Raw genomic sequence first — 25,018 nt, forward strand, 5'->3', positions numbered from 1 at the left:
CATTTCGGGCCTCACTTGGTGCCCAGGGCCTTTTCGAGCGCCTTGAGGTTGGCGTGCATGACCTCGAAGTAGTCTCGGCCCTTGGACTTGCCGCTGATGCCCTCGATCGGGTCGAGTACATCGGTGCGCAGCCCCAGGTCGCCCGCCAGGGTCTTGGCGGTCTTGTCGCTCACCAGCGTTTCGAAGAAGACGGTGCCGACCTTGTCCTTCTTCGTGATCTCGTGCAGGTCCTTCACCCGGGCGGGGCTGGGCTCGGACTCCGGGTCGATGCCGGAGATGGCCTCCTGGCGCAGGCCGTAGCGCTCGGCGAGGTAGCCGAATGCGGCGTGGGTGGTGATGAAGGTGTCCGAGGCGCGGTTCTTCAGGCCCGTCCGGAAATCGTCGTTCAGCGCGCCGAGCTGCTTGACCAGCGCGGCGGTGTTCTTCTTGTAGGCGGCGGCGTGGTCGGGGTCGGCCTTCTCCAGCGCCTTGCCGACACCCTCGGCGACCTGGGCGTAACGCACCGGATCCAGCCAGATGTGCGGGTCGGAGCCGGCGTCCTCGCCGGAGTGGCCGTGCTCGCCTTCTCCGTGCTCGTCGTGCCCGTGTTCATCGCCCGCCACCTCGGTACCGTGGTCTTCCAGGGAGGTGTACGAGGATGCTTCGGCGACGTGCTTCGGCTCGGCCTGCTTGACGGCGGCGTCGACGGCCGGCTGGAGCCCCTTGAGGTAGACGACCAGTCCGGCCTTGCTCAGGTCGGCGGTCTGCCGGGCGCTGATGTCCAGGTCGTGCGGTTCCGTGCCGGGCTTGGTCAGACTGGACACATGGACGTGACCGCCGCCTATGCGCTCGGCGAGGAACTGCATCGGGTAGAACGACGCCACCACATCCAGTTTGCCGTCCGTACGGCCGTCCGTCGTATTGGCGGAGCAGGCTGTGAGCGCTGTGGCCAGGCCGAGAACAGCGACTCCGGCGACGGCGGCCGGGAGGATGGGGCGACGTATGTTCATGACTCTCATTTTCAACAAAGATGGAAACCATTGTCAACAACGGTCCGCTTGTTGATCGGTTCGCTTACCGATTTGATCCGAGGGGTGGAGCCGCCGGTAACCTGAAGCATTCGCTTTGTCGTCCGCACGCCGTCCGCAAAGCCGCCATCAGCCATAACAGAGTCGTCTCACACAGCCGTCTCACCATCTCACTCAGTCGTCATCAGCCGTCATCAATGAAGAGAGCACCGTGGCCGCCGACAAGATCGACACCATCGTCAGCCTGAGCAAGCGCCGTGGCTTCGTCTACCCGTCCAGCGAGATCTACGGCGGGCAGCGAGCTGCCTGGGACTACGGACCGCTCGGCGTGGAGCTGAAGGAGAACATCAAGCGTCAGTGGTGGCGCTCGATGGTCACCTCACGCGACGACGTGGTCGGTCTCGACTCGTCGGTGATCCTCGCCCGCGAGGTCTGGGAGGCGTCCGGCCACGTCGCCACCTTCACCGACCCGCTCACCGAGTGCACCTCCTGCCACAAGCGGTTCCGCGCGGACCACCTGGAGGAGGCGTACGAGGCCAAGCACGGCCGGCTGCCCGAGAACGGCCTGGCGGACCTGAACTGTCCGCACTGCGGCACCAAGGGCAGCTTCACCGAGCCCAAGCAGTTCTCCGGCCTGCTCTCCACGCACCTCGGCCCGACCCAGGACTCCGGCTCGGTCGCCTATCTGCGCCCCGAGACCGCCCAGGGCATCTTCACCAACTTCCTCGCCGTGCAGCAGACCTCGCGCCGGAAGCCGCCGTTCGGCATCGCCCAGATCGGCAAGTCCTTCCGCAACGAGATCACGCCGGGCAACTTCATCTTCCGTACGCGCGAATTCGAGCAGATGGAGATGGAGTTCTTCGTCAAGCCGGGCGAGGACGAGGCCTGGCAGGAGTACTGGATGGAGCAGCGCTGGAACTGGTACCGCGACCTCGGCCTCCAGGAGGCCAACATCCGCTGGTACGAGCACGCCAAGGAGAAGCTCTCCCACTACTCCAAGCGCACCGCCGACATCGAGTACCGCTTCAACTTCGGCGGCTCGGAGTGGGGCGAGCTCGAGGGCGTGGCCAACCGCACCGACTATGACCTGAAGGCCCACTCCCAGGCCTCCGGCCAGGACCTGTCGTACTTCGACCAGGAGGCCGGCGAGCGCTGGACGCCGTACGTCATCGAGCCGGCGGCGGGCGTGGGCCGCGCGCTGCTGGCCTTCCTCCTCGACGCGTACATCGAGGACGAGGCGCCCAACGCCAAGGGCAAGATGGAGAAGCGCACCGTGCTGCGGCTCGACCCGCGTCTCGCGCCGGTCAAGGTCGCCGTGCTGCCGCTGTCCCGCAACCCGCAGCTCTCGCCGAAGGCCAAGGGGCTCGCGACCGACCTGCGCAAGCACTGGAACATCGAGTTCGACGACGCGGGCGCGATCGGCCGCCGCTACCGCCGCCAGGACGAGATCGGCACGCCGTTCTGCGTCACCGTCGACTTCGACACGCTCGAGGACAACGCGGTGACCGTGCGCGAGCGCGACACGATGAAGCAGGAGCGGGTCTCCCTCGACCAGATCCAGTCCTACCTGGGCGGCCGACTGATCGGCTGCTGACCAGGGCGTTCAAAGACGCGATCAGGCCGCTACGGGCCCTGGCGCCGCGGGTAGACTGCCGCGGCGCCAGGGCCCGTCGGCTCTGCGGAGAACGGGGGTTCTGGAATCGTGCTGCGAGGTGTGACGCACCACATCACGGCCACCCGTGAGGACGGCACCGTCTTCGAGGTGAGCTACGGATACGGCGCCAGGCAGCGGCGGCTGCTCGGCTGTCTGCACTGCGACTGGGAAGAGCAGATCACCTACGGTGGCGCCCGGCACAAGGGGCTCGACCACCTCGCCCAGGCTCACGGCGCGGTCGGCAGCCCGACCATGACGGCCGACCCCCGGGCGCGGCGGCAGGTCCTCTGGGCGATGACCGTCTGCTTTCTGATCTCCGTGGTCATTTTGTGGTGGGCGATGTCTCAGACCTGAGGGCGGTGTCGGTGTCTATGCCGGCGTCGGTGCGGCCTGTCCTGCGGTCCGTCTTCAGGGCCAGCGTCGCGCACACCACCGCCAGCGGCAGCTCCGCGCACACCGCCATGGCCAGGGCCGTGGCCAGCTCGGCGCCCGGGGCCGCCGTCACGGTGTCGAACCACGCGTCCACCAGCAGCAGCGCGCAGGTCGCCGCCGCGGTGAGCCGGTGGCGGCCGTCGCCGCGCCGCCGCAGCAGCCCGGTGGCCAGCAGCCCGAGCGCCTCCAGCGCGTCCAGGCCCGCCCAGGCCACGTTCCAGTGGCCGACCTGGGCCGTGGGCGGCAGCGTCGTCGCCAGCACGACGAGCCAGGGGACCAGCGCGGCGCCACTGACGAGGAGCACCGACTCCACGGCCCGGGTGGCCCGGGTGACCCGAGTGGCCCGGGTGGGCCGGGCGGCCTGGGCGGCCCGGGGCGCGCGGGCGTTCCGTGTGGGGCGGGCCGTGGGGGCGTACAGGGCGCTCATCAGGGCTGATCTCCTTCCGGCCCGATTCGGCTCGGCTGCTCCTCGGGCATGGCCACCAGCCTTCCCGGCACGATCGCGCCTGTCGGTAACGCGAGTTGCCGAATGGGGGTGGCACTAGTTGCACCCCCGATCCGGGTACGGGCGCCAGCGACCCGCCCCGAGGCGGCGGTCTAAGGTCGGCGCATGAGACTCCCCACCGCGCCACAAGCAGCGCTCATCCGGCTGCGGCGCGACGCGGTATTCGGGCTCGCGGGCATATCCGTGCAGTTCCTGGCCCTGTTGGTGTTGAGCGTGCCGTGGCTGGTCTACAGCGACACCGCGATGCCGCTCCTGGGCGTCCTGGTCGCCGTCGCCCTGCCGATCGCCGCCCTGGCCGCTGTCAGCCCGGCGTTCACCCGGATGCAGCGGCGCCGTTTCAAGGCCCTGCTCGGCATCGACATCCCCGGCCCGGCGCGCCGGGGGCCGGAGCTGCGCTACAACCTGCTGGTCGCGCCCGCTGTCGCCTGCGGCGGGGTGCTGGCCATCGTCCTCGTGGTCGTGGGGCTGGCGGCTTCGACCGTGTTCGTCTGGAGCCCGCTGGGCGGGCGGCTGAAGTTCCTCCCCACCGCCATGGCGGCCACGTATGTCACCGCGCTCGGCCTCGCCCTGCTCGCCCTCGCTTACTGGCTCACCGGCGCCCTCGCACGGGCCGACGTCCGCTCCGCCACCGCGCTGCTGGGCCCCGACCCCGCGAAGGCGCTGGAGCGCCGGGTCGAGGACCTGACCGAGCGCCGCGCGGGCACCGTCGACGCGGCCGACGCCGAACGCCGCCGCATCGAACGCGACTTGCACGACGGCGCCCAGCAGCGGCTCGTCTCCATGGCGGTCAACCTCGGCCTGGCCAAGGCCACGCTCGGTGATCTGCCCGAGGAGGCCCGTAAGGTCATCGACGAGGCGCACCGGGAGGCCAAGGAGGCCATCGAGGAGCTGAACAACCTGGTGCGCGGGCTGCACCCCGCCGTCCTCGACGACCGCGGCCTGGACGCCGCTCTCTCCGGCATCGCCGCCCGCGCCCCGCTGCCCGTACGGCTGCATGTCGACATCCCCGAACGCCCCGCGCCCACCGTCGAGGCCGTCGCCTACTTCGTCGTCTCCGAATCCCTGGCCAACACCACCAAACACGCACAGGCCACGGGGGCCGATGTCACGGTCGTCAGGACGGGCGACATACTGCGCGTGGTGATCGCCGACGACGGGATCGGCGGCGCCGACCCCGCCCAGGGCAGCGGCCTCACGGGGCTCGTGGGGCGCGTGGGCTCCGTGGACGGGACCTTCGACCTCAGCAGCCCCCGCGGGGGCCCGACCGTCATCACCGTGGAGCTGCCGTGCGTGCTGTGATCGCCGAGGACTCGGTCCTGCTGCGGATCGGCCTGGTGAAGGTCCTCCAGACCGCGGGCTTCGAGGTCACGGCGGAGGCGGACGACGCGGACGGTCTGCTCGCGGCGGTCGAGGAACACCGCCCGGACATCGCCGTGGTCGACGTCCGGATGCCCCCGGGCTTCACCGACGAGGGCGTACGGGCCGCGCTGCTGATCCGCCGCCAGTGGCCGGACACGGCGGTGCTACTGCTGTCCCAGTACGTGGAGGAGCGCTACGCCGCGGACCTGCTGACCACGCACACCAGCGGGATCGGGTACCTCCTCAAGCAACGCGTCGCGGACGTCGAGGACTTCATCGCCGCCCTCCACCGCGTCGCGGGCGGCGGCACCGCGCTCGACCCCCAGGTCGTCGCCCAACTCCTCGTCCGCCGCCACCGCGACCCGCTCGACCGACTCACCGCGCGCGAGCGGGAGGTGTTGGAGCTGATGGCCCAGGGGCGGTCCAACGCGGGGATCGCGGAGGGGTTGGTGATCAGCGAGTCGGCTGTGGCCAAGCACATCAACAGCATCTTCGTGAAGCTGGACCTGCCGGTGGCGGAGGGGGATCACAGGCGGGTGCTGGCGGTCCTGCGGTTCCTCGGCGTCGGCTGACGTTTCCCCTCCCCGCCCCTTCCCGAACCGGGGCTGTGCCCCGGACCCCGCTCGGGGCTGCGGCCCGGACCCGCTTGGGGCTGTGCCCCGGACCCCAGCCCGGTGGCCCATGGAGAACCGCATGCGGGCCTCACTCGGCCGCATCGGGCGTCACCGCCGCCCGTCCGCGGCCTTCATCCCCAGGAACCGGCGGCCGTTCGCCTCCAGCGTCGCGGCGTCGATCCCGTGGCCGAGCAGGAATCCGACCGGGTCGGGCTGCGCCATGTCGAAGGGGTAGTCGCTGCCGCAGACGATCCGGTCCGGTGACGCATGCGAGCGCAGCAGCGTCAGCACCTGCGGATCGTGGGTGACCGTGTCGAAGTACAGCTGCTCGAACGACTCCGCGGGCGGCCGGGTACTGCCCCGGTGCACATCCTCGCGGGACCGCCAGCCGTGCTCCCATCTCCCGATCAGGGAGGGGGCGCAGCCTCCGCCGTGTACGAAGCAGATCCGCAGGCCGGGCAGCTCCTCCAGGACGCCGCCCAGGACGACCGAAGCCACGGCGGTCGTGGTCTCCACCGGGTTGCCGATCAGGTTGACCAGGTAGTGGTGGTCCCATTCCGGGCGCGGCAGCTGCATCGGATGCACCAGCACGGACTGCCCGAGCCCGGCGGCGACGCCGAGCACCTCCCGCAGGACACCCCGGTCGTAGGAGCGGCCGTCGACCACCGGCGGCACGGCGATGCCCGCGACGCCGTCCGCCCCGGCGAGCCGCGTCAGCTCCCGTCGGGCCGCAGCGACATCGTCCAGCCGTACCAGGCCGAGCCCGACGAGCGTTCCGTCCGGGTGGGACACCGCGTCGGCGAGCCGCTCGTTGTAGGCGGCCACGTAGTCGTCCGCCTCGGACGGCGCGTGGACCGGAAAGGCGAAGGGCGGCGCCGAGACGGCGCGGGCGCCGAGCCCCGCTTTCCGCGTGTCCGCGACGATGGCGTCGATATCGGTCATCGCCGCGGTCGGGAACGACAGGGGACTGTCTCCGAGGAAGAGCGCGCCATCCCGGTCGTTCATGCCGCCGAGCGGGTTCCCCGGCGGCAGGCCGAGCAGTTCACGCGGCAGCCAGTGCGCGTGAACGTCGACGACTCCGGAGCGGAGGGTGGGCAGGGCCACAACTTCAACGTACACACCAGGGCCGTCCTCAGCGCGCGGGCAGGAGCACGCCGAGAGCGGTCATCTGTGATCGAGATAACTGACATCCAGATCCATCGCCGGAAAGGGGGAAGCGATGAGGGGTCCCCCGCGCTTTACCCCCGTGAGAGCAGCAAGGAAGCCGCTCGACGATCACCATCAGGCGTCAACGAAGAAGGTCCCGTGTCCCAGACAACCGAGCTGCGCAGCTCCGAGCCGCGCACATCCCACCGCGCCGCGACCAGCGCCCCCGCTCCCCATGGCGTCCCGGGCTGGTTGGTCGCACTGCTGGCCGTCGCCTCCGGCATGACGGTCGCCAACCTCTACTACGCGCAGCCGCTGCTGTCCTCGCTGCGCGACGTCTTCCACATCACCACGGCCACCGCGGGCGTCCTCATCACGCTCACCCAGGTCGGTTACGTGATCGGCATGCTCTTCCTGGTCCCGCTCGGTGACCGATTGGAGAAGCGAAGCCTGATCACCGCCCTGCTGACCGTCACCACCCTGGCCCTGGTCGCGGCCGGCTTCGCCACCGGCTTCCCCATGCTGCTGGTCGCCTCCCTGATCAGCGGTGCCACCTCGGTCGTCGCCCAGATCCTGGTGCCGTTCGCGGCAAGCCTGGCTCCCGACCACGCCCGCGGCCGGATCGTGGGCCGGGTGATGAGCGGCCTGCTCACCGGCATCCTGCTCTCCCGCACCGTGAGCAGCCTCGTCTCGGACATCGCCGGCTGGCGCGTCGTCTACCTCGGCTCCGCGGTCCTGATGGCCGTCCTGGCCGTGGCCCTGCGGGCAGCGCTGCCGAAGCACGCGCCCACCACCACCGTGCCGTACCACCACGTGCTGCGCTCCACCGTCGCACTGGTGCGCACCCATCCCGCGCTGCTGCGCCGCGGCCTGTACCAGGCGGCGATGTTCGGCGGCTTCAGCGCCTTCTGGACGACCGTCTCCTACGTACTGACCAGCTCCCCCTTCAACTACTCTCCCGTCGGCGTCGGCATCTTCGCCCTCGTCGGAGCCGCCGGTGCGGCGATCGCCCCGCTCGCCGGGCACTGGGCCGACCGCAAGCTCGTCCGCCCCATGACCGGTGTCGCGTTCGCCGTCGCCGCGGTGGCCTTCGCGGTCGCCGGCTTCGGTCAGCACAGCATCGTGCTGCTCGCCCTGGCCGCGATCGCCATCGACATGGCCGTGCAGACCACCCTGATCCTCGGCCAGCACACCATCTACCAGCTCGACGCCAGCGCCCGGGCCCGCCTCAACTCGGCCTTCATCGCCACCTTCTTCCTCGGCGGCGCCCTGGGCTCCCAGGTCGGCTCGATGGCCTACCGTGCCGGCGGCTGGGGTGCGGTCAGCGCCTTCGGCGCAGCCCTGCCCCTGCTGGCGCTGCTGTACTGGCTCACCGAGCGCCGGGCCGCCGCACGGAAGGCGGTCCCTGTTTCCGAGTGAGCACCCCGTTCGAGCCCGGTGCGGTCCGTACTCACGGACCGCACCGGGCTGTGGTGGCCACGGTGTGTGACGAAACCACTCAATATTGGCCAAAGCTGCCATGGGGTGCCATCGTGGACCAGACCCGGACTCGACGTGGAAGTGGTACGAGGTACGACTGGGATGATTGTGGCGGTCACGTTCGCCGTGCTCGCTGCCGGCAGCAACGCCATGGGAACCGTGCTGCAACGGCGAGCGGCCCTGGAAGTGCCGGACTCCTCGGCCCGCCTCGGGCTCGTCCGGCACCTCCTGCACAGTCCGGTCTGGTTCGGCGGAATCGTGGGGGTCGTCTGCTCCGCGCTCTTTCAGGCTCTGGCCCTGAACGCCGGGACCCTGGCGGCCGTCCAGCCCGTCTTCATCCTCGAACTTCCCCTGGCCCTCCTGGCCGGCAGCGCGGTGTTCCGCGTGCGGGTGTCGCGCAGGGCGTGGCTCTGCGTGATCTGCATCTTCGTGGGGCTGGCCGTCGCGCTGTTCTCCGCGTTCCCTTCCGGAGGGCGCTCCCAGGTGCCGGGGGTCTGGTGGGCGCCCACGCTGGCCGCCGTCGGCGGGGCCGGCGCCGCACTCGCCCTGGCGGGACTCCGGCGCCCGCGGGGTCTGGCCCGCGCCGCCTGCCTGGCGGCCGCGGCCGCGATCGGCAACGCACTCACCGCGGCACTGGTCAAGTCCGCCATGGGAACGCTCACCGAGAAGGGGGCTGCGGCGTTCTTCCTCACCTGGCAGACCTACACCTTCGCGGCCGTCGGATCGCTCTCGATCTTCCTGCTCGGATACGCCATGCAAGGCGGCCCGATGATCGCGTCCCAGCCGGCCCTCACCCTGGGAGACGCCACGGTCAGCTTCTGCCTCGGCGTCACGCTCTTCGCGGAGTCGCCGCGCCGCGGACTATGGCTCCTGCCCGCGCTCCTGGGCGTCGCCCTGCTCGGCTACGGCGTCTTCGCCCTGTCCCGCACCAGGTGCCTGGTGAAGTGCGTCAACCCGGACGAAGACGCACCGCAGCGGGACGGGCAACCCGTCACAGCCACCATGTGATGTCACGCCAGCAGGCGGGGGAGGCGCAGGCTCAGCAGGCCGGTTATGACGATGCCCACGAGTTGGATGGCCAGGGTTCTGGCCAGGGCGTCGCCCATGCCCATGGACGGGGCCAGGGTCAGGAAGAGCGTGCCGAGGGTGGCCACGCCCAGGGCCAGCGCGGACTGCTGGGTGGTGACCATCACCCCGCTGCCGACCCCGGCCCGCTCCGCGGGGACCTCGGCGAGGATGCCGCGGATCAGAACCGGGAGTTGCAGGCCCTGGCCGAAGCCGGCGATGGCGATGCCGGGCGTCAGGTCGGCCAGGGACAGGCCTGCCCAGTCGCGCTGGACGGCCAGCATCAGCAGGACGATGCCGACCGCCTGGAAGACCGCGCCCGCGGTCACCACGCGGTTGCCGTACCGGCTCACCAGGCGCGGGCCCATCAGCGAGGCCACGAAGAAGGCCGCGGCCATCGGCGTCAGCGCGAGACCGGCCTCGACGGGCCCGTACCGCAGGCCCTGCTGGAGCGCGACCGCGATGACGAACATGAAGCCGCCGAAGCCCGCGCTGAACGGAAGGATCATCAGCAGGCCCCGCCGCAGTCCGGGCAGGGCGAACAGGCTCGGCGGGAGGAGCGGGACGCGGCCGGAGGATTCGAGGCGCCGCTCGGTGACGTAGAAGGCGACCGCCGCGACGGGGAAGACGCCGAGCAGCAGCCAGGTCCACAGCGGCCAGCCCGCCGCGCGGCCCTCGGTGAGCGGCAGCAGCAGTGCCACCAGGGCGAGGGCCAGCAGCGCGGTGCCGGGCACGTCGACGGGGGCGGGGTGCTTGGAGCGGGTCTCAGGGACCGCGCGGGCGGCGACGACCAGCCCGGCGGCCGCGACCGGCACATTGACCAGGAAGACCGCGCGCCACCCCGTGCCCGCGACATCGGCGGCCACCAGCACGCCGCCCAGGATCTGCCCCGTCACCATGGCGAGGCCGGCCGTGGCGCCGTACAGGCTCACCGCGCGGGCGCGGCGCGGGCCGGAGGTGGTGGCGTGGATGGTGGCGAGCACCTGGGGGAGCAGCAGCGCCGCCGCGGCGCCCTGCGCCACGCGACCCGCCACCAGGGTCCAGGCGTTGGGCGCGAGGCCGCAGGCCAGGGACGTCACCCCGAAGGCGGCCATGCCGGCGAGGAAGAGCCTGCGCCGGCCGAAGGTGTCGCCCAGCCGGCCGCCGAGGACCAGCAGCACGGCGTACGCGACGCCGTATCCGGCGACGACCAGCTCCAGCAGGGCGGGGCCCGCGTTCAGGTCACGGTCCATGGCGGGCAGGGCGACGTTGACGATGAAGAAGTCGATCAGGGGGAGGGCCGCGCCGAGCAGCACGGTGAACAGGCCTAGGGCGTTCAGGGACCCGTCTGCGTCGCTCGGGGCTCTGGTGGCCCCGCGCGCCGGGGCCTGGGTACGGATGCTTGTCTGGGTCACGACTACGACCATCGCGCCCGGCTCAGACGGGTACCAGAGTGTCTTTATCCTGGTACAAGAACTACCTGGCAACCGGCTGAGCCCTCAGGCACCCTGGATCCCATGACAACCATGGCGCAGGAGACCGTGGCCGTCGCCACCGCCACGGCCACCGATGTACGGCGGGGCGAGCTGGCGGCGTTCCTGCGCAGCCGGCGCGAGCGGATCACCCCCGAGCAGGTGGGCCTGGAGCGCGGGCGGCGCAGGCGCACGCCGGGGCTGCGCCGCGAGGAGGTCGCCCAGCTGGCCGCGGTCGGGGTCACCTGGTACACGTGGCTCGAACAGGCGCGGGACATCCATGTCTCCACACAGGTCCTCGACTCGATCGCCCGCGCGCTGCTCCTGGACCGCAGCGAGCGCGAGCACCTGTTCGCGCTCTCCGGGGCCGTCGACCCGAGCCCCGGCGGCGAGTGCACCGCCGTGACCCCCGCGCTGGGGCTGATGCTGGAGCAGCTGGAGCCGTTCCCGGCCTGTGTGCAGAACGCCCGGCTGGACATCCTCGCGTACAACCGCACCTACGGGCGGCTGCTGTGCGACCTGGACGCGGTGCCCCTGGAGGACCGCAACTGCCTGTGGCTGACCCTCACCCATGGGGAGTGGCGCGCCGGCATGGCCGACCCGGACGAAACGATCCGGGCGATGGCCGCCAAGTTCCGGGCGTCGATGGCCGAGCATCTGGCCGAGCCGCCGTGGAAGGCGCTGCTGAAGCGGTTCCAGGACGCCTCGCCCGAGTTCCGCGAGGTCTGGGCCCGGCATGAGGTGCTGCGCCCCGGCGACCGGGTCAAGGTCTTCCGCCAAGCGCAGGTGGGCACGCTCCGGGTCACCGGCACCAATCTGTGGATCGGCCCCGGCACCGGGCCCAAGCTGCATGTCTACACCCCGGCGGACGACGAGACGCGGGAGCGCCTGGAGCGGCTTCAGGCACTGGTTCTCGCCGAGGCCTGAGCGGGCGCGCGTTCGTCGTCGCCGAACAGCGCGGCGGCGCGGCGGGCGGTGGCGGCCGCCCACTTGCCGGTGGTCACCAGCCCGAGCAGCAGGACCGAGGCCCCGCATCCGGCGATGATCCACCACGCGGGGCGGGCGGCGTCCGCGAAGCGCGTGGCGGAGGCGGTGGTGCCCGCCGCGCCCGAGGCCAGCACGGCGCCGATCACCGCGACGCCCAGCGACGCGCCTACCTGGCGGCTGGTGGAGGCCACGGCGGCCGCGACCCCGGCCTGGGCGCGCGGCATCCCGGACACCGCGGTGTTGGTGATGGGCGCGTTGACCAGGCCGAAGCCGATGCCGAACAGCACATAGCCGATCAGCAGCAGGGCGTCGGTGGCCTGGGCGTCGAAGGCCGCGAACAGCACCCCGCTCAGCCCCATCGCCATCCCCGCAAGGAGCAGCGGCAGACGCGGACCGCGGCTGCCGACCAGCCGCCCGGACAGTGGCGCGAAGACGAAGCACATGGCCGCCATCGGCAGCATCCACAGCCCGGCGTGCAGTGCGTTGAGCCCGCGGACGTCCTGGAGATACAGCGTGTTCAGGAACAGGAACCCGCTCAGCGCCGCGAAGGCGCTCACCGCTATCACCGTGGCCCCGCTGAAGGGCGCGCTGTGGAAGAAGCGCAGCTCGATCAGCGGCTCGGTGCGCCGCCGCTCGTACGCCACGAGCGCGACCAGCGAGACGGCGGAGACCGTGGTGCACGCGGCGATCAGCGGCGAGCCCCAGCCCCGGTCGGGCGCCTCGATGATCGCGTAGGTGAGCGAGCCGAGCAGGGTGGCGACCAGCACCTGGCCCACCGGATCGGGCCGGCGCGGCTTCGGGGCGCGCGACTCGGGCACGTAGCGGGCGGTCAGCACCAGGGCCAGGAGCCCTATCGGCAGGTTGAGCCAGAAGATCGAGCGCCAGCCGACCGACTGCACCAGCACCCCGCCCACCAGCGGCCCGGCGGCCATGCTGATACCGACGACCCCGCCCCACACCCCGATCGCGCGGGCCCGCTCCCGGGGCTCGGTGAAGGTGTTGGTGATGATCGACATGGCGACGGGGTTGAGCATCGAGCCGCCGACCGCCTGCACCATGCGGAAGGCCACCAGTGCCTCCAGGTTCGGCGCGAGGCTGCACAGCGCCGAGCCGAGGGTGAAGACCACCAGGCCGGTCTGGAAGGTGCGCTTGCGCCCCACCCGGTCCGCCGTCGAGCCCGCGAGCATCAGCAGCGCGGCGAGCACCAGTGTGTACGCGTCGATCGTCCACTGCATGCCCGAGACGGAGGCGTGCAGGTCACGCCGCATCGAGGGCAGCGCCACATTGAGGACGGTGTTGTCGAGGCTGACGAGCAGCAGACTCATGCAGCAGATCGCCAGCACGAGCGTGCGCCGCCGATGGCTCGGCTCAGGCATGATTGAACGCTACATCGACATCCACCGTCTTTCCCCCATCCTCCCTCCGGGCCTTCCCCCGTGGCGGACGCGGGACATCGGGTGCGGGACAATGAGAGATCTGCCGTCCTGACCCGATCAGGTCGCTCGGCCGAGTCACCGCATATCCGAGAGATACCCGAGAGACACCCGAGGAAGCCCCTTCCATGACCGCCACGCAGCTCCAGATCGGACCGCACACGGTGACCCCGCCGGTGGTGCTCGCGCCCATGGCCGGGATCACCAACGCGCCGTTCCGCACCCTGTGCCGCGAGTTCAGTGGGGGCAAGGGGCTGTTCGTGAGCGAGATGATCACGACCCGGGCGCTGGTCGAGCGCGACGCCAAGACCATGCGGCTGATCCACTTCGACGGCACCGAGAAGCCCCGCTCCATCCAGCTGTACGGGGTGGACCCGGCGACCGTCGGCAAGGCCGTACGGATGATCGTCGATGAGGACCTGGCCGACCACATCGACCTCAACTTCGGCTGCCCGGTCCCCAAGGTCACCCGCAAGGGAGGCGGTTCGGCGCTCCCGTACAAGCGGCACCTGCTGCGCTCGATCCTGCGCGAGGCCGTGACCGGCGCGGGCTCGCTGCCGGTGACCATGAAGATGCGCAAGGGCATCGACGACGACCACATCACCTACCTCGACGCGGGCCGGATCGCGGTCGAGGAGGGTGTGACCGCCATCGCGCTGCACGGCCGCACGGCGGCGCAGCACTACGGCGGCGAGGCCGACTGGGAGGCCATCGCCCGGCTGAAGGAGACCGTGCCCGAGATCCCGGTGCTGGGCAACGGCGACATCTGGTCGGCGGACGACGCGCTGCGGATGATGCGGCGCACGGGCTGCGACGGCGTGGTCGTGGGGCGCGGCTGCCTGGGGCGGCCCTGGCTGTTCGGCGATCTGGTGGCCGCCTTCGAGGGCGGCGGCGCGCCCGCCCGGCCGACCCTCCGGGAGGTCGCGGCGGTCATGCGGCGCCACGCCGAGCTGCTGGCCCAGTGGCTGGAGGACGAGGAGCGGGGCGTCATCGACTTCCGCAAGCACGTCGCCTGGTACACCAAGGGCTTCTCGGTGGGCTCCGAGATGCGCAAGCGGCTGGCGATCACCTCGTCCCTGGACGAGCTGGACGCGCTGCTCGGCGAGCTGGACCTGGACCAGGGGTGGCCGCCGGGCGCGGACGGCCCGCGCGGCCGCACCTCCGGCCGCAACCGGGTGGTGCTGCCCGACGGCTGGCTGAACGACCCGTACGACTGCGCGGGCGTGAGCGCGGACGCGGAACTGGACACGTCGGGCGGCTGAGCGCGCCCCTGGTTGTCCCTCACTCCGGTTCGGCGGCCATCTCCCGCTCCGCCGTCACCAGCTCCGTACCCGCTCCGCCCGAGGTCACCAGCAGGTCCAGTGCCAGGGCCGCCGTCCAGGCGAAGTCGCGGGTGCCGCGCGCCTCGCCGGTGTACGGGTCGACGTACTCGGCGAAGCCGGAGGAGACGGCCGTGTCGAGCGCGGCGGAGCGCAGCGCGTCGGCCCGGTCCACCGCGCCATGGAGCCGCAGGCCGCGCTCCACCAGCCAGTTGACGTTGAACCACGCGGGCCCGCGCCAGTAGCGGGACGCGTCGAAGGCGGCCCCCAGCAGGTCGTAGCTGGGCACCAGGCGCACCGAGGTGCCCAGGCCGAAGTGGTCGCCCGACGCGGTGCGGATCAGGGCGGCGGCGATCTCGTCCGGCAGGCCGGGCACGATCAGCGGCAGCAGCCCGGCCGCGCTGCGCTCGGGGATCAGCGCGCCGCCACCCATGTGCCCTGCGCGCAGGTCGCGGCACAGGAACAGCCCGGCGGCCGGGTCCCACAACCGCTCGACCAGGGCGGCGGTGAGCCGCCGCGCCCGCGCCAGGTGGGGTGCGGGGTCGGCGCCGACGGCGGCGGCGATGTCGGCCAGCGCGTGCTCGGAGGCGATCAGCAGCGCGTTGACCCCGGGGTCCTCGACCGCGAAGGCGGGCGGTGGCCCGTCGTCGTGGTAGCCGCGGTCCCGGTAGTCGGCGGCGAGCCGCACATAGCGGCCGTAGTCCAGGTCGGTGGGCCGGTCGGCGGCCGCGCCGTGGTCGAGGTCGGCGCGGCGGAAGGTGCCCGGCGGGGCGGGCTCGACGCGCGCCAGCGGGGCGTCCCAGCAGGGGCTGTTGTCCATGCCGGGCTCCCAGGGGTGGACCACGGACACCAGCCCGTGGCCGCCCAGGTCGCGGCACTCGGCCAGATAGCGGTGCCAGGCCGCGAGCCGCGGGTAGAGCCGGTCCAGGAAGCCGCGGCGGGCGGAGGCGCGCGGGTCGGCGAGGTGCACCAGCCGGCAGGCGAGCGCGTGGACGGGCGGCTGGACGATGCCGGAGCTCTCGACGGCCGTGGGGGCGCCGGCGGCCGCGCCCGCGCTGGAGGAGCGCCAGAAGTCGGGGCTCGGGAAGTACGCGTCAAGCGGCACGGCCGGGTTGAAGACGATGTGCGGGATCCGGCCGTCGCCCCACTGGGCGCTCAGCAGGGTCTCCAGCTCGCGCTGGGCGCGGCGCACCGACAGATGGCGCAGCCCGATGGCGATGAACGCCGAGTCCCAGCTCCACTGGTGCGGGTACAGGCCGCGCGAGGGGACCGTGGAGGTGCCGGTCCAGTTCTCCAGGAGGACCCGCCGGGCGCCGCGCAGCAGCCGCATGGGCGCGGGCCGGTAGAGCTCGCCGCTTTCCACGAAGGACTCCGGTGGGTGGTCGTGGCTTTGCCGTTGCTGTTACGGCGAAGATATCCCAGGCTTATGTCTTGTCAATACGCAAAACTGATGCTGTGATGCGTTGCTCACAAGCATAAGTGGCGCGTGAGGACTGAGATGCGACTGTGGACCCGGCGGTCGAAGGCGACCGCAGCCGGGATAGCCGCGGCACTGGGCATCGGCCTGCTGGCCGGGTGCTCGAGCGGCGCGACCGACAAACCCGACAACAAGCTCACCGTGTGGTCACTGGAGAGCCTGCCGCCGCGGATGGCGGCCACCCAGAAGATCGTCGACCGGTTCGAGGACAAGACCGGCATCAGCGTCAAGCTGGTGGGGGTGAGCGAGGCCCAGCTGCCCCAGATGATCATGTCGGCGGCGGCCGCCGGGCGGCTGCCCGACGCGATCGCCGCCCTCCCGCTGGGCCAGATGTGGCAGATGTACAGCAACGGCCTGGTCAACACCCGCGTCCCGGGCGAGGTGATCAAGCGGCTCGGCCCCGGCACCTTCGACGCCAACGCCCTCCGCCTCGCCTCCGACCGGGGCACCCGGCTCGGCGTACCGTCCGACGCCTGGCTCCAACTGCTCGTGTACCGCCAGGACCTCTTCGAGCGGGACGGACTGCCGGCCCCCGAGAGCTACCGCGATCTGCTGCGCGCCGCCGACCGGCTGGATGTCCGCGGCCGGGACGGGATCTCCGCCGCCACCGACCCGGCGGACGTCTTCACCCAGCAGAGCTTCGAGAGTCTGGCCCTCGGCAACGGCTGCCGGCTCATCGACGACGCGGAAGACGACGCGGAAGACGACGCGGAAGGCGGCGAGGGAGACGTGGCGCTGGACTCCCCGGCCTGCCGCACCGCCTTCACCACCTACGACACCCTGGCCCGGCGGCACGGCGCGCCCGGCACCCAGACCGTCGACTCCACCCGCGCCGGCTACTTCTCCGGGAAGTCGGCGATGGTCATCTGGTCGTCGTTCCTGCTGGACGAGCTCGCGGGGCTGCGCAAGGACGCCTTGCCCAGCTGCCCCCAGTGCGCGCGTGACCGCTCGTTCCTCGCCGACAACAGCGGGATCGTCACGGCGCTCAAGGGCCCCGACGGCCGGGAGGCCGCCCAGTTCGGCGATATCACCTCCTGGACCGTGACCAGGACCGCCGAGACCGAGGCGACGAAGACCTTCCTCATGTACATGATGACCTCGGGCTACGAGGACTGGTTCGGCATGGCGCCCGAGGGCAAGATCCCCGTGCGCACCGGCACCGCCGCCGCTCCCGACCGCTACCGCCGCGCCTGGCGCGCCGGCGACATGGGCGTCGACGTCAAGAAGCCGATGAACGAGGTCTTTCCCGACACGCTGCTCGACGAGCTCGCGGCGGGTGTCGGCAGGATCAAGCGCTGGGGGATCGAGCAGGGCGAGGGCGCCTTGGTCGGCGCGCTCAACGGCGAACTGCCCATCCCCAAGATCGTCTCCGCCATGACCGGCGGCCAGCTCTCGCCCGACCGGGCCGCGCACGACGCCGCCGAGGAAGTCACCGCCCTGCGGAGGTCCCTGCGATGACCACCCCCCGCCCCCGCCCCACGCGCGCCCGGCGCGACACCGCCGCCCGGCGCGAGAACCGCGCGGGCCTCGCCTTCGTCACCCCCACCTTCGTGGTGGTGCTGGTCGTGGTCGTACTGCCCATCCTGTGGACCGTGCTGCTGGCCTTCCAGCGCGCCCGGCTCATCGACATCCAGGGCATGGGCCTGTTCGGCCACTGGACCCTGCACAACTTCGCGTCCGTCTTCGACTCGCCCGGCTTCTGGTCCTCCCTGTGGACCACCCTCCTGTACACCGCGGGGGCCACCTTCGGCTCGATCGCCCTCGGTCTGGTCGCCGCCCTCGCCCTGCGCCGGCCGTTCCGCGGCCGGGGGCTGCTGCGCGGGGCCATGCTGCTGCCGTACGTCGCCCCGGTCGTCGCCGTGGCCTTCGTCTGGCAGGTCGCGCTCAGCCCGCAGTACGGCATCGTCAACGCGTGGGGCGCGAAGCTCTTCGGCTGGGACGACCCGATCGCCTTCCTGTCCACCCGTCAGTACACCGTGCACCTGCTGGGGATGGGCTTCGACGTGCCGCTGGCCCTGCTCACCGTCATCGCCTTCGAGACCTGGCGCTACTTCCCCTTCGCCTTCCTGTTCCTGCTGGCCCGGCTCCAGGCGGTGCCGCCCGGCCTGGAGGAGGCGGCCAAGGTGGACGGCGCCACGCCGAGCCAGCGGCTGAGGCACATCCTGCTGCCGCAGCTGATGCCGGTGATCGCGCTGCTGAGCGTGTTGCGCTTCATCATGACCTTCAACAAGTTCGACGACGTCTATCTGCTCACCGGCGGCGGCGCCGGGACGGATGTGGTCGCGGTGCGGGTCTACGACTTCCTCACCTCGCGCTACGACGTCGGGGCGGCCTCCGCGCAGGCGCTCGTCCTCGCCGCGGTGCTGATGGTCCTGCTCGGCGTCTACTTCGCCTTCTTCGCCCGTAAGACCCAGGAGGAGGCAGCCCGATGAGCCGCCTGACGAGTCGCCCGACGAGCCGCCCCATGAGCCGTGCGCAGTTCGAGGAGCGCTTCTTCGCCGTCGCCCGCTGGGTGGTGATCGCCTTCCTCGCGCTGATCACCATCGTGCCGTTCGGCTACATGCTGCTGCTGTCGGTGAAGCCGATCGACGCGCTGCTGCTGGACCCCGGCAGCCTGTGGGTGTCCGCGAAGGACTTCACCCTCGACACCTACCGCAGCGTCCTGAAACCGGCCGACGAGGGCGGGCAGGGCTTTCTGCGGATGCTGCTGAACTCCGCGCTGGTCTCGCTCGGCACGGTCGCGCTGACCCTGCTGGTCGCGGTGCCCGGCGCGTACGCCGTCAGCAGGCTGCGGTTCTTCGGCAGCCGCCAGGTCGGGGCGCTGTTCCTGGCGGTGTATCTGTTCCCCGCGACGCTGCTGGCCGTGCCGTTGTTCGTGATGTTCGCCAAGCTGGGGCTACAGGGCAGCCTGGTGGGGCTGGCGATCGTCTACGTCGCGCAGACCGTGCCGGTGTCGGTGTACATGATGAAGAACTACTTCGTCACCGTCCCGTACAGCGTCGAGGAGGCCGCGGCGCTGGACGGATGTTCGCGGCTTCAGACGGTCCGCAAGGTCGTCCTGCCGCTCGCGCTGCCCTCCCTCATGGCGACCGGCCTGTACATCTTTATGATCGCCTGGAACGAATTCCTCTTCGCGCTGCTCTTCCTCGCCGCCGAACCCGACCGGTGGACCGTCTCTCTGGGCCTCCAGCAGCTCGCGGGCGGTGTCGAGGTCTCCAAGACGGTCCTGATGGCCGGATCGGTGGTGCTCACCCTCCCGGCGGTGCTGCTGTTCTTCGCCGCCGAGCGACTGTTGACCGAGGGCCTGACCAGCGGCGCGGACAAGGGGTAGGCGGGGGCAGGCATACGACCGACAGCGGCGAGGAGCGAGATGGCGGGCAGCACCGGGACCCAGGCCAGCGCGGGCCATCTGCTTCAGCTGATCCGCAGCGGGCGGGCCACCACGCGCGGGGAGCTCCAGGCCGCGACCGGGCTGTCCAGGTCCACCGTCGGACACCGCCTGGACCAGCTCTTCCGGGCGGGCTGGGTGCGCGGCGGCGCGGGGGGCACCTCCACCGGAGGGCGCCCCTCCGCGCGGCTGGAGTTCGACCCCGGCCATGCCGTGGTGCTGGCCGTCAACCTGGAGACCCGGCACGGGCGGGCCGCCGTCATGGACCTCGCGGGCACCCCGCTGGCCGAGCACACCACGCCGCTGGACATCACGGACGGCCCCGAGCGGGTGCTGGACGAGGTCGCCGGGTGGTTCGGGCCGCTGCTGGAGCGGGCCGGTGCCGACCCCGGGCGGGTCTGCGGGATCGGGCTCTCCGTGCCGGGCCCGGTGGACTGGGAGAGCGGGCAGGCCGTGCAGCCGCCGATCATGCCGGGCTGGGACCGCTACCCGATCGGGGAGCGGATCCGGCGCGCCTTCCACCCCGCCCTCGCCCCGGTGCCGGTGCTGGTCGACAACGACGCCAATCTGATGGCGTACGGGGAGCAGCGCGCGGGTTACCCCGACTGCTCGGCGTTCGTCCTGGTCAAGGTCTCCACCGGGATAGGTGCCGGGGTGGTGGTCGGTGGCGAGATCTACCGCGGCATCGACGGCGGGGCCGGGGACATCGGCCACATCCGGCTGCACGACCGGCCCGACGCGCTGTGCATGTGCGGCTCGTACGGCTGTCTGGCGGCCGTGGCCAGCGGGCGGGCGCTGGCCCGGGACCTGAGCGCGGCGGGGCGGCCCGCCGCCTCCGGCTCGGATGTGCGCGCGCTGCTGGCGGAAGGCGACCCGACGGCGGTGCGGATGGCCCGGGACGCGGGGCGGCGGGTCGGGGAGGTGCTGGTCACCGTGGTCACGCTGCTCAACCCGGGGGTGCTGATGGTCGGCGGGGACCTGGCCGGGGTGCCGTTCCTCACCGGCGTGCGGGAGCTGCTCTACCAGCGGGCGCTGCCGCGCACCACGGCCCATCTCCAGGTGGTCACCTCGCGGCTCGGCGACCGCGCGAGCCTGGTCGGGGCCACCGCGATGGTCGTGGAGTCGCTGTACTCGCCGGCGCGGGCGGACGCCCGGCTCGCGGCGCTTGCCTGAGCAATGCTCATCTGATCAATGCTCGTTTGAGCGGACTCCCACTCGTTGTATCCAAAAGGCGAGATGAGGGGCCGTCAGACCGCGTGATTCTCGCCACTCTGATAGGCCTGTCGCTCACATGAGCACGTCCGGGGAGGGGGTTCAGTGGCCCCCCGCTGCCCTCACCTCTCCAAGGCGTGGCACTCCGTGCCAGTTTTGGATGTTCGACACCCCGAATCAATGATTACACAGAGTAAGATTGGCGCGCTAGAATATAGGCGCAGTGTGGGTATGTGTTCGACCCTTGAAGGTGCGGCGAGCGAGGGCCATTCGTACGAGTGACTTTCGAACTCGTGGCAGGCGGGTGGTTACGGCCGAATGACAGGGGAGTGGACATACTCAGGAACCTTCGATCTGGGTACGCTCCCCGCCGTCAGGGCAGCCGAGCCGAGGAGTTCGAGTCCCGTGCCGGAAACACAAGATCAGCAGAAGTTCGTTTACGACTTCACCGAGGGCAACAAGGATCTCAAGGACCTGCTCGGCGGGAAGGGCGCCAACCTCGCCGAGATGACCAATCTCGGTCTCCCCGTGCCACCGGGCTTCACGATCACCACCGAGGCATGCAAGGTCTACCTCGACAGTGGTGAGGAGCCCGCAGCCCTGCGCGACGAGGTGAGTGCGCACCTCGACGCCCTCGAGAACAAGATGGGCAAGACCCTCGGCCAGCCGGACGACCCGCTGCTGGTCTCCGTGCGCTCCGGCGCGAAGTTCTCGATGCCCGGCATGATGGACACCGTCCTGAACATCGGCCTCTCCGACGACTCGGTCGCCGGGCTCGCCGCCCAGGCCGGCGACGAGCGGTTCGCCTGGGACTCCTACCGCCGCCTCATCCAGATGTTCGGCAAGACCGTGCTCGGCGTGGACGGCGACCTCTTCGAGGAGGCGCTGGAGGAGGCCAAGCGCGCCAAGGGCGTGACCGTCGACGTCGACCTGGACGCCGGCGACCTCAAGCGGCTGGTCACCGAGTTCAAGGACATCGTCGCCAACGAGACCGGCCGCGGCTTCCCGCAGGAGCCGCGCGAGCAGATGGACCTCGCGGTGCGGGCGGTCTTCGACTCGTGGAACGGCGACCGCGCCAAGCTCTACCGCCGCCAGGAGCGCATCCCTCACGACCTGGGCACGGCGGTCAACATCTGCTCCATGGTCTTCGGCAACCTCGGCCCCGACTCGGGCACCGGCGTCGCCTTCACCCGCGACCCGGCCAGCGGCCAGCAGGGCGTATACGGCGACTACCTCCAGAACGCACAGGGCGAGGACGTCGTCGCCGGCATCCGCAACACCGTGCCGCTCGCCGACCTCGAACAGATCGACAAGGGCTCGTACGACGAGCTGATGCGGATCATGGAGATCCTGGAGACGCACTACCGGGACCTGTGCGACATCGAGTTCACCATCGAGCGCAGCAAGCTGTGGATGCTCCAGACCCGCGTCGGCAAGCGCACCGCCGGGGCCGCCTTCCGGATCGCCACCCAGCTGGTCGACCAGGGCCTGATCGACGAGGCCGAGGCGCTGCGCCGGGTCAACGGCGCCCAACTGGCCCAGCTGATGTTCCCGCGCTTCGACGAGGAAGCGGCCGAGAACGGCACGGTGCGCAAGCTCGGACGGGGCATCGCCGCCTCGCCGGGCGCGGCCGTCGGCAAGGCCGTCTTCGACTCGTACACCGCGGTCAAGTGGTCCCGGTCCGGCGAGAAGGTCATCCTCATCCGCCGCGAGACCAACCCCGACGACCTCGACGGCATGATCGCCGCCGAGGGCATCCTGACCTCCCGGGGCGGCAAGACCTCGCATGCCGCCGTGGTCGCCCGCGGCATGGGCAAGACCTGTGTCTGCGGCGCCGAGGAGCTCGAAGTCGACACCAAGCGGCGCCGGATGACGGTGCCCGCCCTCGACGGCAAGGACGGCCTGGTGATCGAGGAGGGCGACGTCGTCTCCATCGACGGCTCCACCGGCAAGGTCTACCTCGGCAAGGTGCCGGTCGTGCCGTCCCCGGTCGTCGAGTACTTCGAGGGCCGGATGCACGCGGGCGCCGACGACGCCGACGAACTCGTGGGCGCCGTCCACCGGATCATGGCCTACGCCGACCGGGTACGCCGGCTGCGGGTGCGGGCCAACGCCGACAACGCCGAGGACGCCAACCGCGCCCGGCGGTTCGGGGCCCAGGGCATCGGCCTGTGCCGCACCGAGCACATGTTCCTCGGCGAGCGGCGCGAACTCGTCGAGCGGCTGATCCTCGCCCACACCGACGAGGAGCGCGAGACCGCCCTCGGCGCGCTGCTGCCGCTCCAGAAGGACGACTTCGTCGAGCTCTTCGAGTCCATGGACGGGCTGCCCGTCACCGTACGGCTGCTCGACCCGCCGCTGCACGAGTTCCTGCCCGACATCACCGAGCTGTCGGTGCGCGTCGCGCTCGCCGAGTCCCGCAAGGACCACAACGAGAACGACCTGCGGCTGCTCCAGGCCGTGCACCGCCTGCACGAGCAGAACCCGATGCTGGGCCTGCGCGGGGTGCGCCTCGGCCTCGTCATCCCCGGCCTGTTCGCCATGCAGGTACGGGCCATCGCGGAGGCCGCCGCCGAGCGCCGGAACGCCAAGGGCGACCCGCGCGCCGAGATCATGATCCCGCTGGTCGGCACGGTCCAGGAGCTGGAGATCGTCCGCGAGGAGGCCGAGCAGGTCATCGAGGAGGTGCAGCGGGCCCGGGGCGTGGACCTCAAGCTGACCCTCGGCACCATGATCGAGCTGCCGCGCGCCGCGCTGACCGCCGGTCAGATCGCCGAGTCCGCCGACTTCTTCTCCTTCGGCACCAACGACCTCACCCAGACCGTCTGGGGCTTCTCCCGCGACGACGTCGAGGCCAGCTTCTTCACCGCCTACCTGGAGAAGGGCATCTTCGGCGTCAGCCCCTTCGAGACCATCGACAAGGACGGCGTCGGCTCCCTCGTCCGCAGCGCCGCCGAGGCCGGCCGGGCCACCCGCCCCGACCTCAAGCTCGGCGTCTGCGGGGAGCACGGCGGCGACCCGGAGTCCGTCCACTTCTTCCACGAGGTGGGCCTGGACTACGTCTCCTGCTCGCCGTTCCGCATCCCCGTCGCGCGCCTGGAAGCCGGCCGCGCGGCCGCCGCAGGGCGGTAACCGCACCTCCGGAGTCACCTCGGGGTACCCCAACCCTCAACCCCGGCACTGACTCCGGCTCGCAAAGGGGGCGGCACCTGTGCGGAGGTGCCGCCCCCTCCTTTGCTGCCTGCGGTGTCGCTGGGGCCCCTCCCCCTCACACGATCGGTGCCTCCGGTGACCGGAGCCACACCCGCTGTCCGGCGCCGTCGACGGTCACACCGAACTCCTCGGCCGACGGGCTGCCGTCGCCGACGTAGCCGGCGTGCGCCTCGGCGACCTCCTCCCACAGGCTCCGGGGGCCGTACTGCCACACCTCCTCGTCCGTCACGGTGGCCGCCGATCCTTCCCGGTCCCACAGCCAGATCTGGTACGTCCCCTCAGAGTGGCCGTCCGTCATCGCGACCCCGGGCAGCCGCGCGCTGGTGTAGAGGGCGAACCCGAGGCTCGCCACCGTGTCAGGAACGGTGCTCCCAGGCGCGCGGCGCGCGGTGGAACCGTCCACGGGGGCATCCGCCACGGGACGGTGCGAACGCATCGGCATGAACTGCGCATCGCCGACGGGCCGCCCTTGCGCCACACCCCCGCTGACGTCCAGGCGGAGGAGCGCGCCGGACCAGAAGTCCAAGGCGAACGGGACGACGATCACGCCGCCGGGGGCGGTCTGCTCGATCCAGGCCGGCGGGACCTGGCGCACGGAGCAGGTGGCGATCAGCCGCTCATACGGCGCCCCGGACGCCCATCCCAGCGCTCCGTCACCGTGGATGACGCGGGGACCGTATCCGGCGGCGCCGATCGCCTTCTCGGCCCGCTCGGCCAGGCGCTCGTCCACCTCGACCGTGGTGACGTTCTCGCTGCCCAGGCGCGCGGCGAGCAGGGCGGCGTTCCAGCCGGTGCCGGTGCCGATCTCCAGCACCTGGTGGCCGTCGGCTACGTCGAGCGCGCCCAGCATCCGGGCGACCAGCGACGGCTTGGAGCCGGAGGAAGTGGCCACACCGGGACCGCCGCCTTTGCCGTCGTCCAGTTGCGTCACGATCGGCTCGTCGCTGTACACCAGATCCCACCAGGCGGCCTCGGTGGTGACGGGTGCGCAGGTCACTTCCTGCTTCCAGACTTCCCGGGGGACGAACTGGTGGCGTGGTACGGCGTCGAAGGCAGGGCGCCATTCGAGGGGCAGCGCCCCGGACGCCGCGAGGGCGTCCAGGAGCGCGGCCTGGCGCTGTGGCCAGTCGGTCACAGCGTCTCACTTCTCCTTCGGTGGCTGGTTGCCGTCCGGCGGCGGCGGGGGCGGTGGGGTCCACGGCTTGATCGGGGCGGGATCGCCCTTGTGCTTGCCCTGGGAGATCACTGCTCACCACCTCATGAGGTCTCAGCGCAAG

Annotated in this window: 20 protein-coding genes; 13 read left to right on the forward strand and 7 right to left on the reverse strand. The window is 71.3% G+C overall.

What is annotated here, in order from left to right:
• Positions 1-11: 11 nt before the first annotated feature.
• Positions 12-989 carry a metal ABC transporter substrate-binding protein gene (locus ACH4S9_RS03425; protein ID WP_361182580.1) on the reverse strand — a complete coding sequence of 326 codons (978 nt, stop codon included), beginning with the start codon at positions 987-989 and terminating at the stop codon, positions 12-14.
• A gap of 229 nt (positions 990-1,218) precedes the next feature.
• Here ACH4S9_RS03425 and ACH4S9_RS03430 point away from each other — a divergent pair, with 229 nt between their 5' ends.
• Together ACH4S9_RS03430 and ACH4S9_RS03435 are read left to right on the forward strand one after the other, a co-directional pair.
• A complete protein-coding gene (locus tag ACH4S9_RS03430; protein WP_385341400.1) occupies positions 1,219-2,601 on the forward strand; it encodes a glycine--tRNA ligase in 1,383 nt (460 codons plus the stop codon).
• A gap of 120 nt (positions 2,602-2,721) precedes the next feature.
• Positions 2,722-3,015, forward strand: a complete 294-nt coding sequence (locus ACH4S9_RS03435) for a hypothetical protein (RefSeq protein ID WP_311722568.1) — start codon at positions 2,722-2,724, stop codon at positions 3,013-3,015.
• Here the strand turns inward: ACH4S9_RS03435 and ACH4S9_RS03440 are convergent.
• Positions 2,984-3,520 carry a hypothetical protein gene (locus ACH4S9_RS03440; RefSeq protein WP_398369502.1) on the reverse strand — a complete coding sequence of 179 codons (537 nt, stop codon included), beginning with the start codon at positions 3,518-3,520 and terminating at the stop codon, positions 2,984-2,986. The genes ACH4S9_RS03435 and ACH4S9_RS03440 overlap by 32 nt on opposite strands.
• A gap of 183 nt (positions 3,521-3,703) precedes the next feature.
• Between ACH4S9_RS03440 and ACH4S9_RS03445 the strand changes: the two genes are divergently transcribed.
• Together ACH4S9_RS03445 and ACH4S9_RS03450 are read left to right on the forward strand one after the other, a co-directional pair.
• Positions 3,704-4,897, forward strand: a complete 1,194-nt coding sequence (locus ACH4S9_RS03445; protein ID WP_398369504.1) for a histidine kinase — start codon at positions 3,704-3,706, stop codon at positions 4,895-4,897.
• Complete coding sequence (locus ACH4S9_RS03450; protein ID WP_385341408.1) at positions 4,885-5,529, forward strand: response regulator; 645 nt, start codon at positions 4,885-4,887, stop codon at positions 5,527-5,529. Before ACH4S9_RS03445 ends, ACH4S9_RS03450 begins: the two co-directional genes overlap by 13 nt.
• A 150-nt stretch (positions 5,530-5,679) precedes the next feature.
• Here the strand turns inward: ACH4S9_RS03450 and ACH4S9_RS03455 are convergent, their stop codons facing one another.
• A complete protein-coding gene (locus ACH4S9_RS03455) occupies positions 5,680-6,690 on the reverse strand; it encodes an amidohydrolase family protein (protein ID WP_398369506.1) in 1,011 nt (336 codons plus the stop codon).
• A gap of 309 nt (positions 6,691-6,999) precedes the next feature.
• On the opposite strand from ACH4S9_RS03455, the gene ACH4S9_RS03460 reads away from it, so the two are divergent.
• Both ACH4S9_RS03460 and ACH4S9_RS03465 read left to right on the forward strand, forming a co-directional pair.
• Positions 7,000-8,136 (forward strand): MFS transporter, encoded by a 1,137-nt coding sequence (locus tag ACH4S9_RS03460; protein ID WP_385341577.1) that lies wholly within the window; start codon positions 7,000-7,002, stop codon positions 8,134-8,136.
• A gap of 162 nt (positions 8,137-8,298) precedes the next feature.
• Positions 8,299-9,204, forward strand: a complete 906-nt coding sequence (locus tag ACH4S9_RS03465; protein ID WP_358845160.1) for a DMT family transporter — start codon at positions 8,299-8,301, stop codon at positions 9,202-9,204.
• 2 nt (positions 9,205-9,206) lie between these two features.
• Here the strand turns inward: ACH4S9_RS03465 and ACH4S9_RS03470 are convergent, their stop codons facing one another.
• Complete coding sequence (locus ACH4S9_RS03470; protein WP_398369509.1) at positions 9,207-10,667, reverse strand: MFS transporter; 1,461 nt, start codon at positions 10,665-10,667, stop codon at positions 9,207-9,209.
• Between the two features lie 90 nt (positions 10,668-10,757).
• On the opposite strand from ACH4S9_RS03470, the gene ACH4S9_RS03475 reads away from it, so the two are divergent.
• A complete protein-coding gene (locus ACH4S9_RS03475; RefSeq protein WP_398369511.1) occupies positions 10,758-11,639 on the forward strand; it encodes a helix-turn-helix transcriptional regulator in 882 nt (293 codons plus the stop codon).
• Here ACH4S9_RS03475 and ACH4S9_RS03480 read toward each other — a convergent pair.
• A complete protein-coding gene (locus ACH4S9_RS03480; RefSeq protein WP_398369513.1) occupies positions 11,612-13,075 on the reverse strand; it encodes an MFS transporter in 1,464 nt (487 codons plus the stop codon). The two genes, ACH4S9_RS03475 and ACH4S9_RS03480, sit on opposite strands and share 28 nt — an antisense overlap.
• A 185-nt stretch (positions 13,076-13,260) precedes the next feature.
• Here ACH4S9_RS03480 and dusB point away from each other — a divergent pair, with 185 nt between their 5' ends.
• Positions 13,261-14,394, forward strand: a complete 1,134-nt coding sequence (gene dusB / locus ACH4S9_RS03485; RefSeq protein WP_398369515.1) for a tRNA dihydrouridine synthase DusB — start codon at positions 13,261-13,263, stop codon at positions 14,392-14,394.
• A 19-nt stretch (positions 14,395-14,413) separates the two neighbouring features.
• Here the strand turns inward: dusB and ACH4S9_RS03490 are convergent, their stop codons facing one another.
• The gene (locus ACH4S9_RS03490) at positions 14,414-15,781 is read right to left on the reverse strand and encodes an MGH1-like glycoside hydrolase domain-containing protein (RefSeq protein WP_311722926.1); all 1,368 of its coding nucleotides are present in this window, start codon (positions 15,779-15,781) and stop codon (positions 14,414-14,416) included.
• Positions 15,782-15,949: 168 nt separating this feature from the next.
• On the opposite strand from ACH4S9_RS03490, the gene ACH4S9_RS03495 reads away from it, so the two are divergent.
• The 5 genes from ACH4S9_RS03495 to ppdK all read left to right on the forward strand — a co-directional run bounded on the left by ACH4S9_RS03495 (position 15,950) and on the right by ppdK (position 23,660).
• A complete protein-coding gene (locus ACH4S9_RS03495) occupies positions 15,950-17,386 on the forward strand; it encodes an ABC transporter substrate-binding protein (protein ID WP_398369517.1) in 1,437 nt (478 codons plus the stop codon).
• Entirely contained in the window at positions 17,383-18,360 is a 978-nt protein-coding gene (locus ACH4S9_RS03500; RefSeq protein WP_311722579.1) for a sugar ABC transporter permease, read from the forward strand. The genes ACH4S9_RS03495 and ACH4S9_RS03500 overlap by 4 nt, the downstream gene beginning before the upstream one ends.
• A 32-nt stretch (positions 18,361-18,392) precedes the next feature.
• Complete coding sequence (locus tag ACH4S9_RS03505) at positions 18,393-19,259, forward strand: carbohydrate ABC transporter permease (RefSeq protein ID WP_398369519.1); 867 nt, start codon at positions 18,393-18,395, stop codon at positions 19,257-19,259.
• A gap of 39 nt (positions 19,260-19,298) precedes the next feature.
• Positions 19,299-20,489 carry an ROK family protein gene (locus ACH4S9_RS03510; RefSeq protein WP_398369521.1) on the forward strand — a complete coding sequence of 397 codons (1,191 nt, stop codon included), beginning with the start codon at positions 19,299-19,301 and terminating at the stop codon, positions 20,487-20,489.
• Positions 20,490-20,933: 444 nt separating this feature from the next.
• The gene (gene ppdK, locus ACH4S9_RS03515; protein WP_311722582.1) at positions 20,934-23,660 is read left to right on the forward strand and encodes a pyruvate, phosphate dikinase; all 2,727 of its coding nucleotides are present in this window, start codon (positions 20,934-20,936) and stop codon (positions 23,658-23,660) included.
• Between the two features lie 136 nt (positions 23,661-23,796).
• Here the strand turns inward: ppdK and ACH4S9_RS03520 are convergent, their stop codons facing one another.
• Complete coding sequence (locus ACH4S9_RS03520) at positions 23,797-24,876, reverse strand: methyltransferase domain-containing protein (RefSeq protein WP_398369524.1); 1,080 nt, start codon at positions 24,874-24,876, stop codon at positions 23,797-23,799.
• Positions 24,877-25,018: the final 142 nt, after the last annotated feature.

This window comes from Streptomyces sp. NPDC021225 (genome assembly GCF_044332865.1).
Taxonomy (GTDB): domain Bacteria; phylum Actinomycetota; class Actinomycetes; order Streptomycetales; family Streptomycetaceae; genus Streptomyces.

Excerpts from the sequence above, each read along its gene's own strand:
- ACH4S9_RS03470 (WP_398369509.1), bottom strand. The coding sequence starts at position 10,667 with ATGGTCGTAGTCGTGACCCAGACAAGCATCCGTACCCAGGCCCCGGCG.
- ACH4S9_RS03440 (WP_398369502.1), bottom strand. The coding sequence starts at position 3,520 with ATGAGCGCCCTGTACGCCCCCACGGCCCGCCCCACACGGAACGCCCGC.
- ACH4S9_RS03480 (WP_398369513.1), bottom strand. The coding sequence starts at position 13,075 with ATGCCTGAGCCGAGCCATCGGCGGCGCACGCTCGTGCTGGCGATCTGC.
- ACH4S9_RS03445 (WP_398369504.1), top strand. The coding sequence starts at position 3,704 with ATGAGACTCCCCACCGCGCCACAAGCAGCGCTCATCCGGCTGCGGCGC.
- ACH4S9_RS03425 (WP_361182580.1), bottom strand. The coding sequence starts at position 989 with ATGAACATACGTCGCCCCATCCTCCCGGCCGCCGTCGCCGGAGTCGCT.
- ACH4S9_RS03495 (WP_398369517.1), top strand. The coding sequence starts at position 15,950 with ATGCGACTGTGGACCCGGCGGTCGAAGGCGACCGCAGCCGGGATAGCC.
- ACH4S9_RS03505 (WP_398369519.1), top strand. The coding sequence starts at position 18,393 with ATGAGCCGTGCGCAGTTCGAGGAGCGCTTCTTCGCCGTCGCCCGCTGG.
- ACH4S9_RS03460 (WP_385341577.1), top strand. The coding sequence starts at position 7,000 with ATGACGGTCGCCAACCTCTACTACGCGCAGCCGCTGCTGTCCTCGCTG.
- ACH4S9_RS03510 (WP_398369521.1), top strand. The coding sequence starts at position 19,299 with ATGGCGGGCAGCACCGGGACCCAGGCCAGCGCGGGCCATCTGCTTCAG.
- ACH4S9_RS03500 (WP_311722579.1), top strand. The coding sequence starts at position 17,383 with ATGACCACCCCCCGCCCCCGCCCCACGCGCGCCCGGCGCGACACCGCC.
- dusB (WP_398369515.1), top strand. The coding sequence starts at position 13,261 with ATGACCGCCACGCAGCTCCAGATCGGACCGCACACGGTGACCCCGCCG.
- ACH4S9_RS03475 (WP_398369511.1), top strand. The coding sequence starts at position 10,758 with ATGACAACCATGGCGCAGGAGACCGTGGCCGTCGCCACCGCCACGGCC.
- ACH4S9_RS03490 (WP_311722926.1), bottom strand. The coding sequence starts at position 15,781 with ATGCGGCTGCTGCGCGGCGCCCGGCGGGTCCTCCTGGAGAACTGGACC.
- ACH4S9_RS03465 (WP_358845160.1), top strand. The coding sequence starts at position 8,299 with ATGATTGTGGCGGTCACGTTCGCCGTGCTCGCTGCCGGCAGCAACGCC.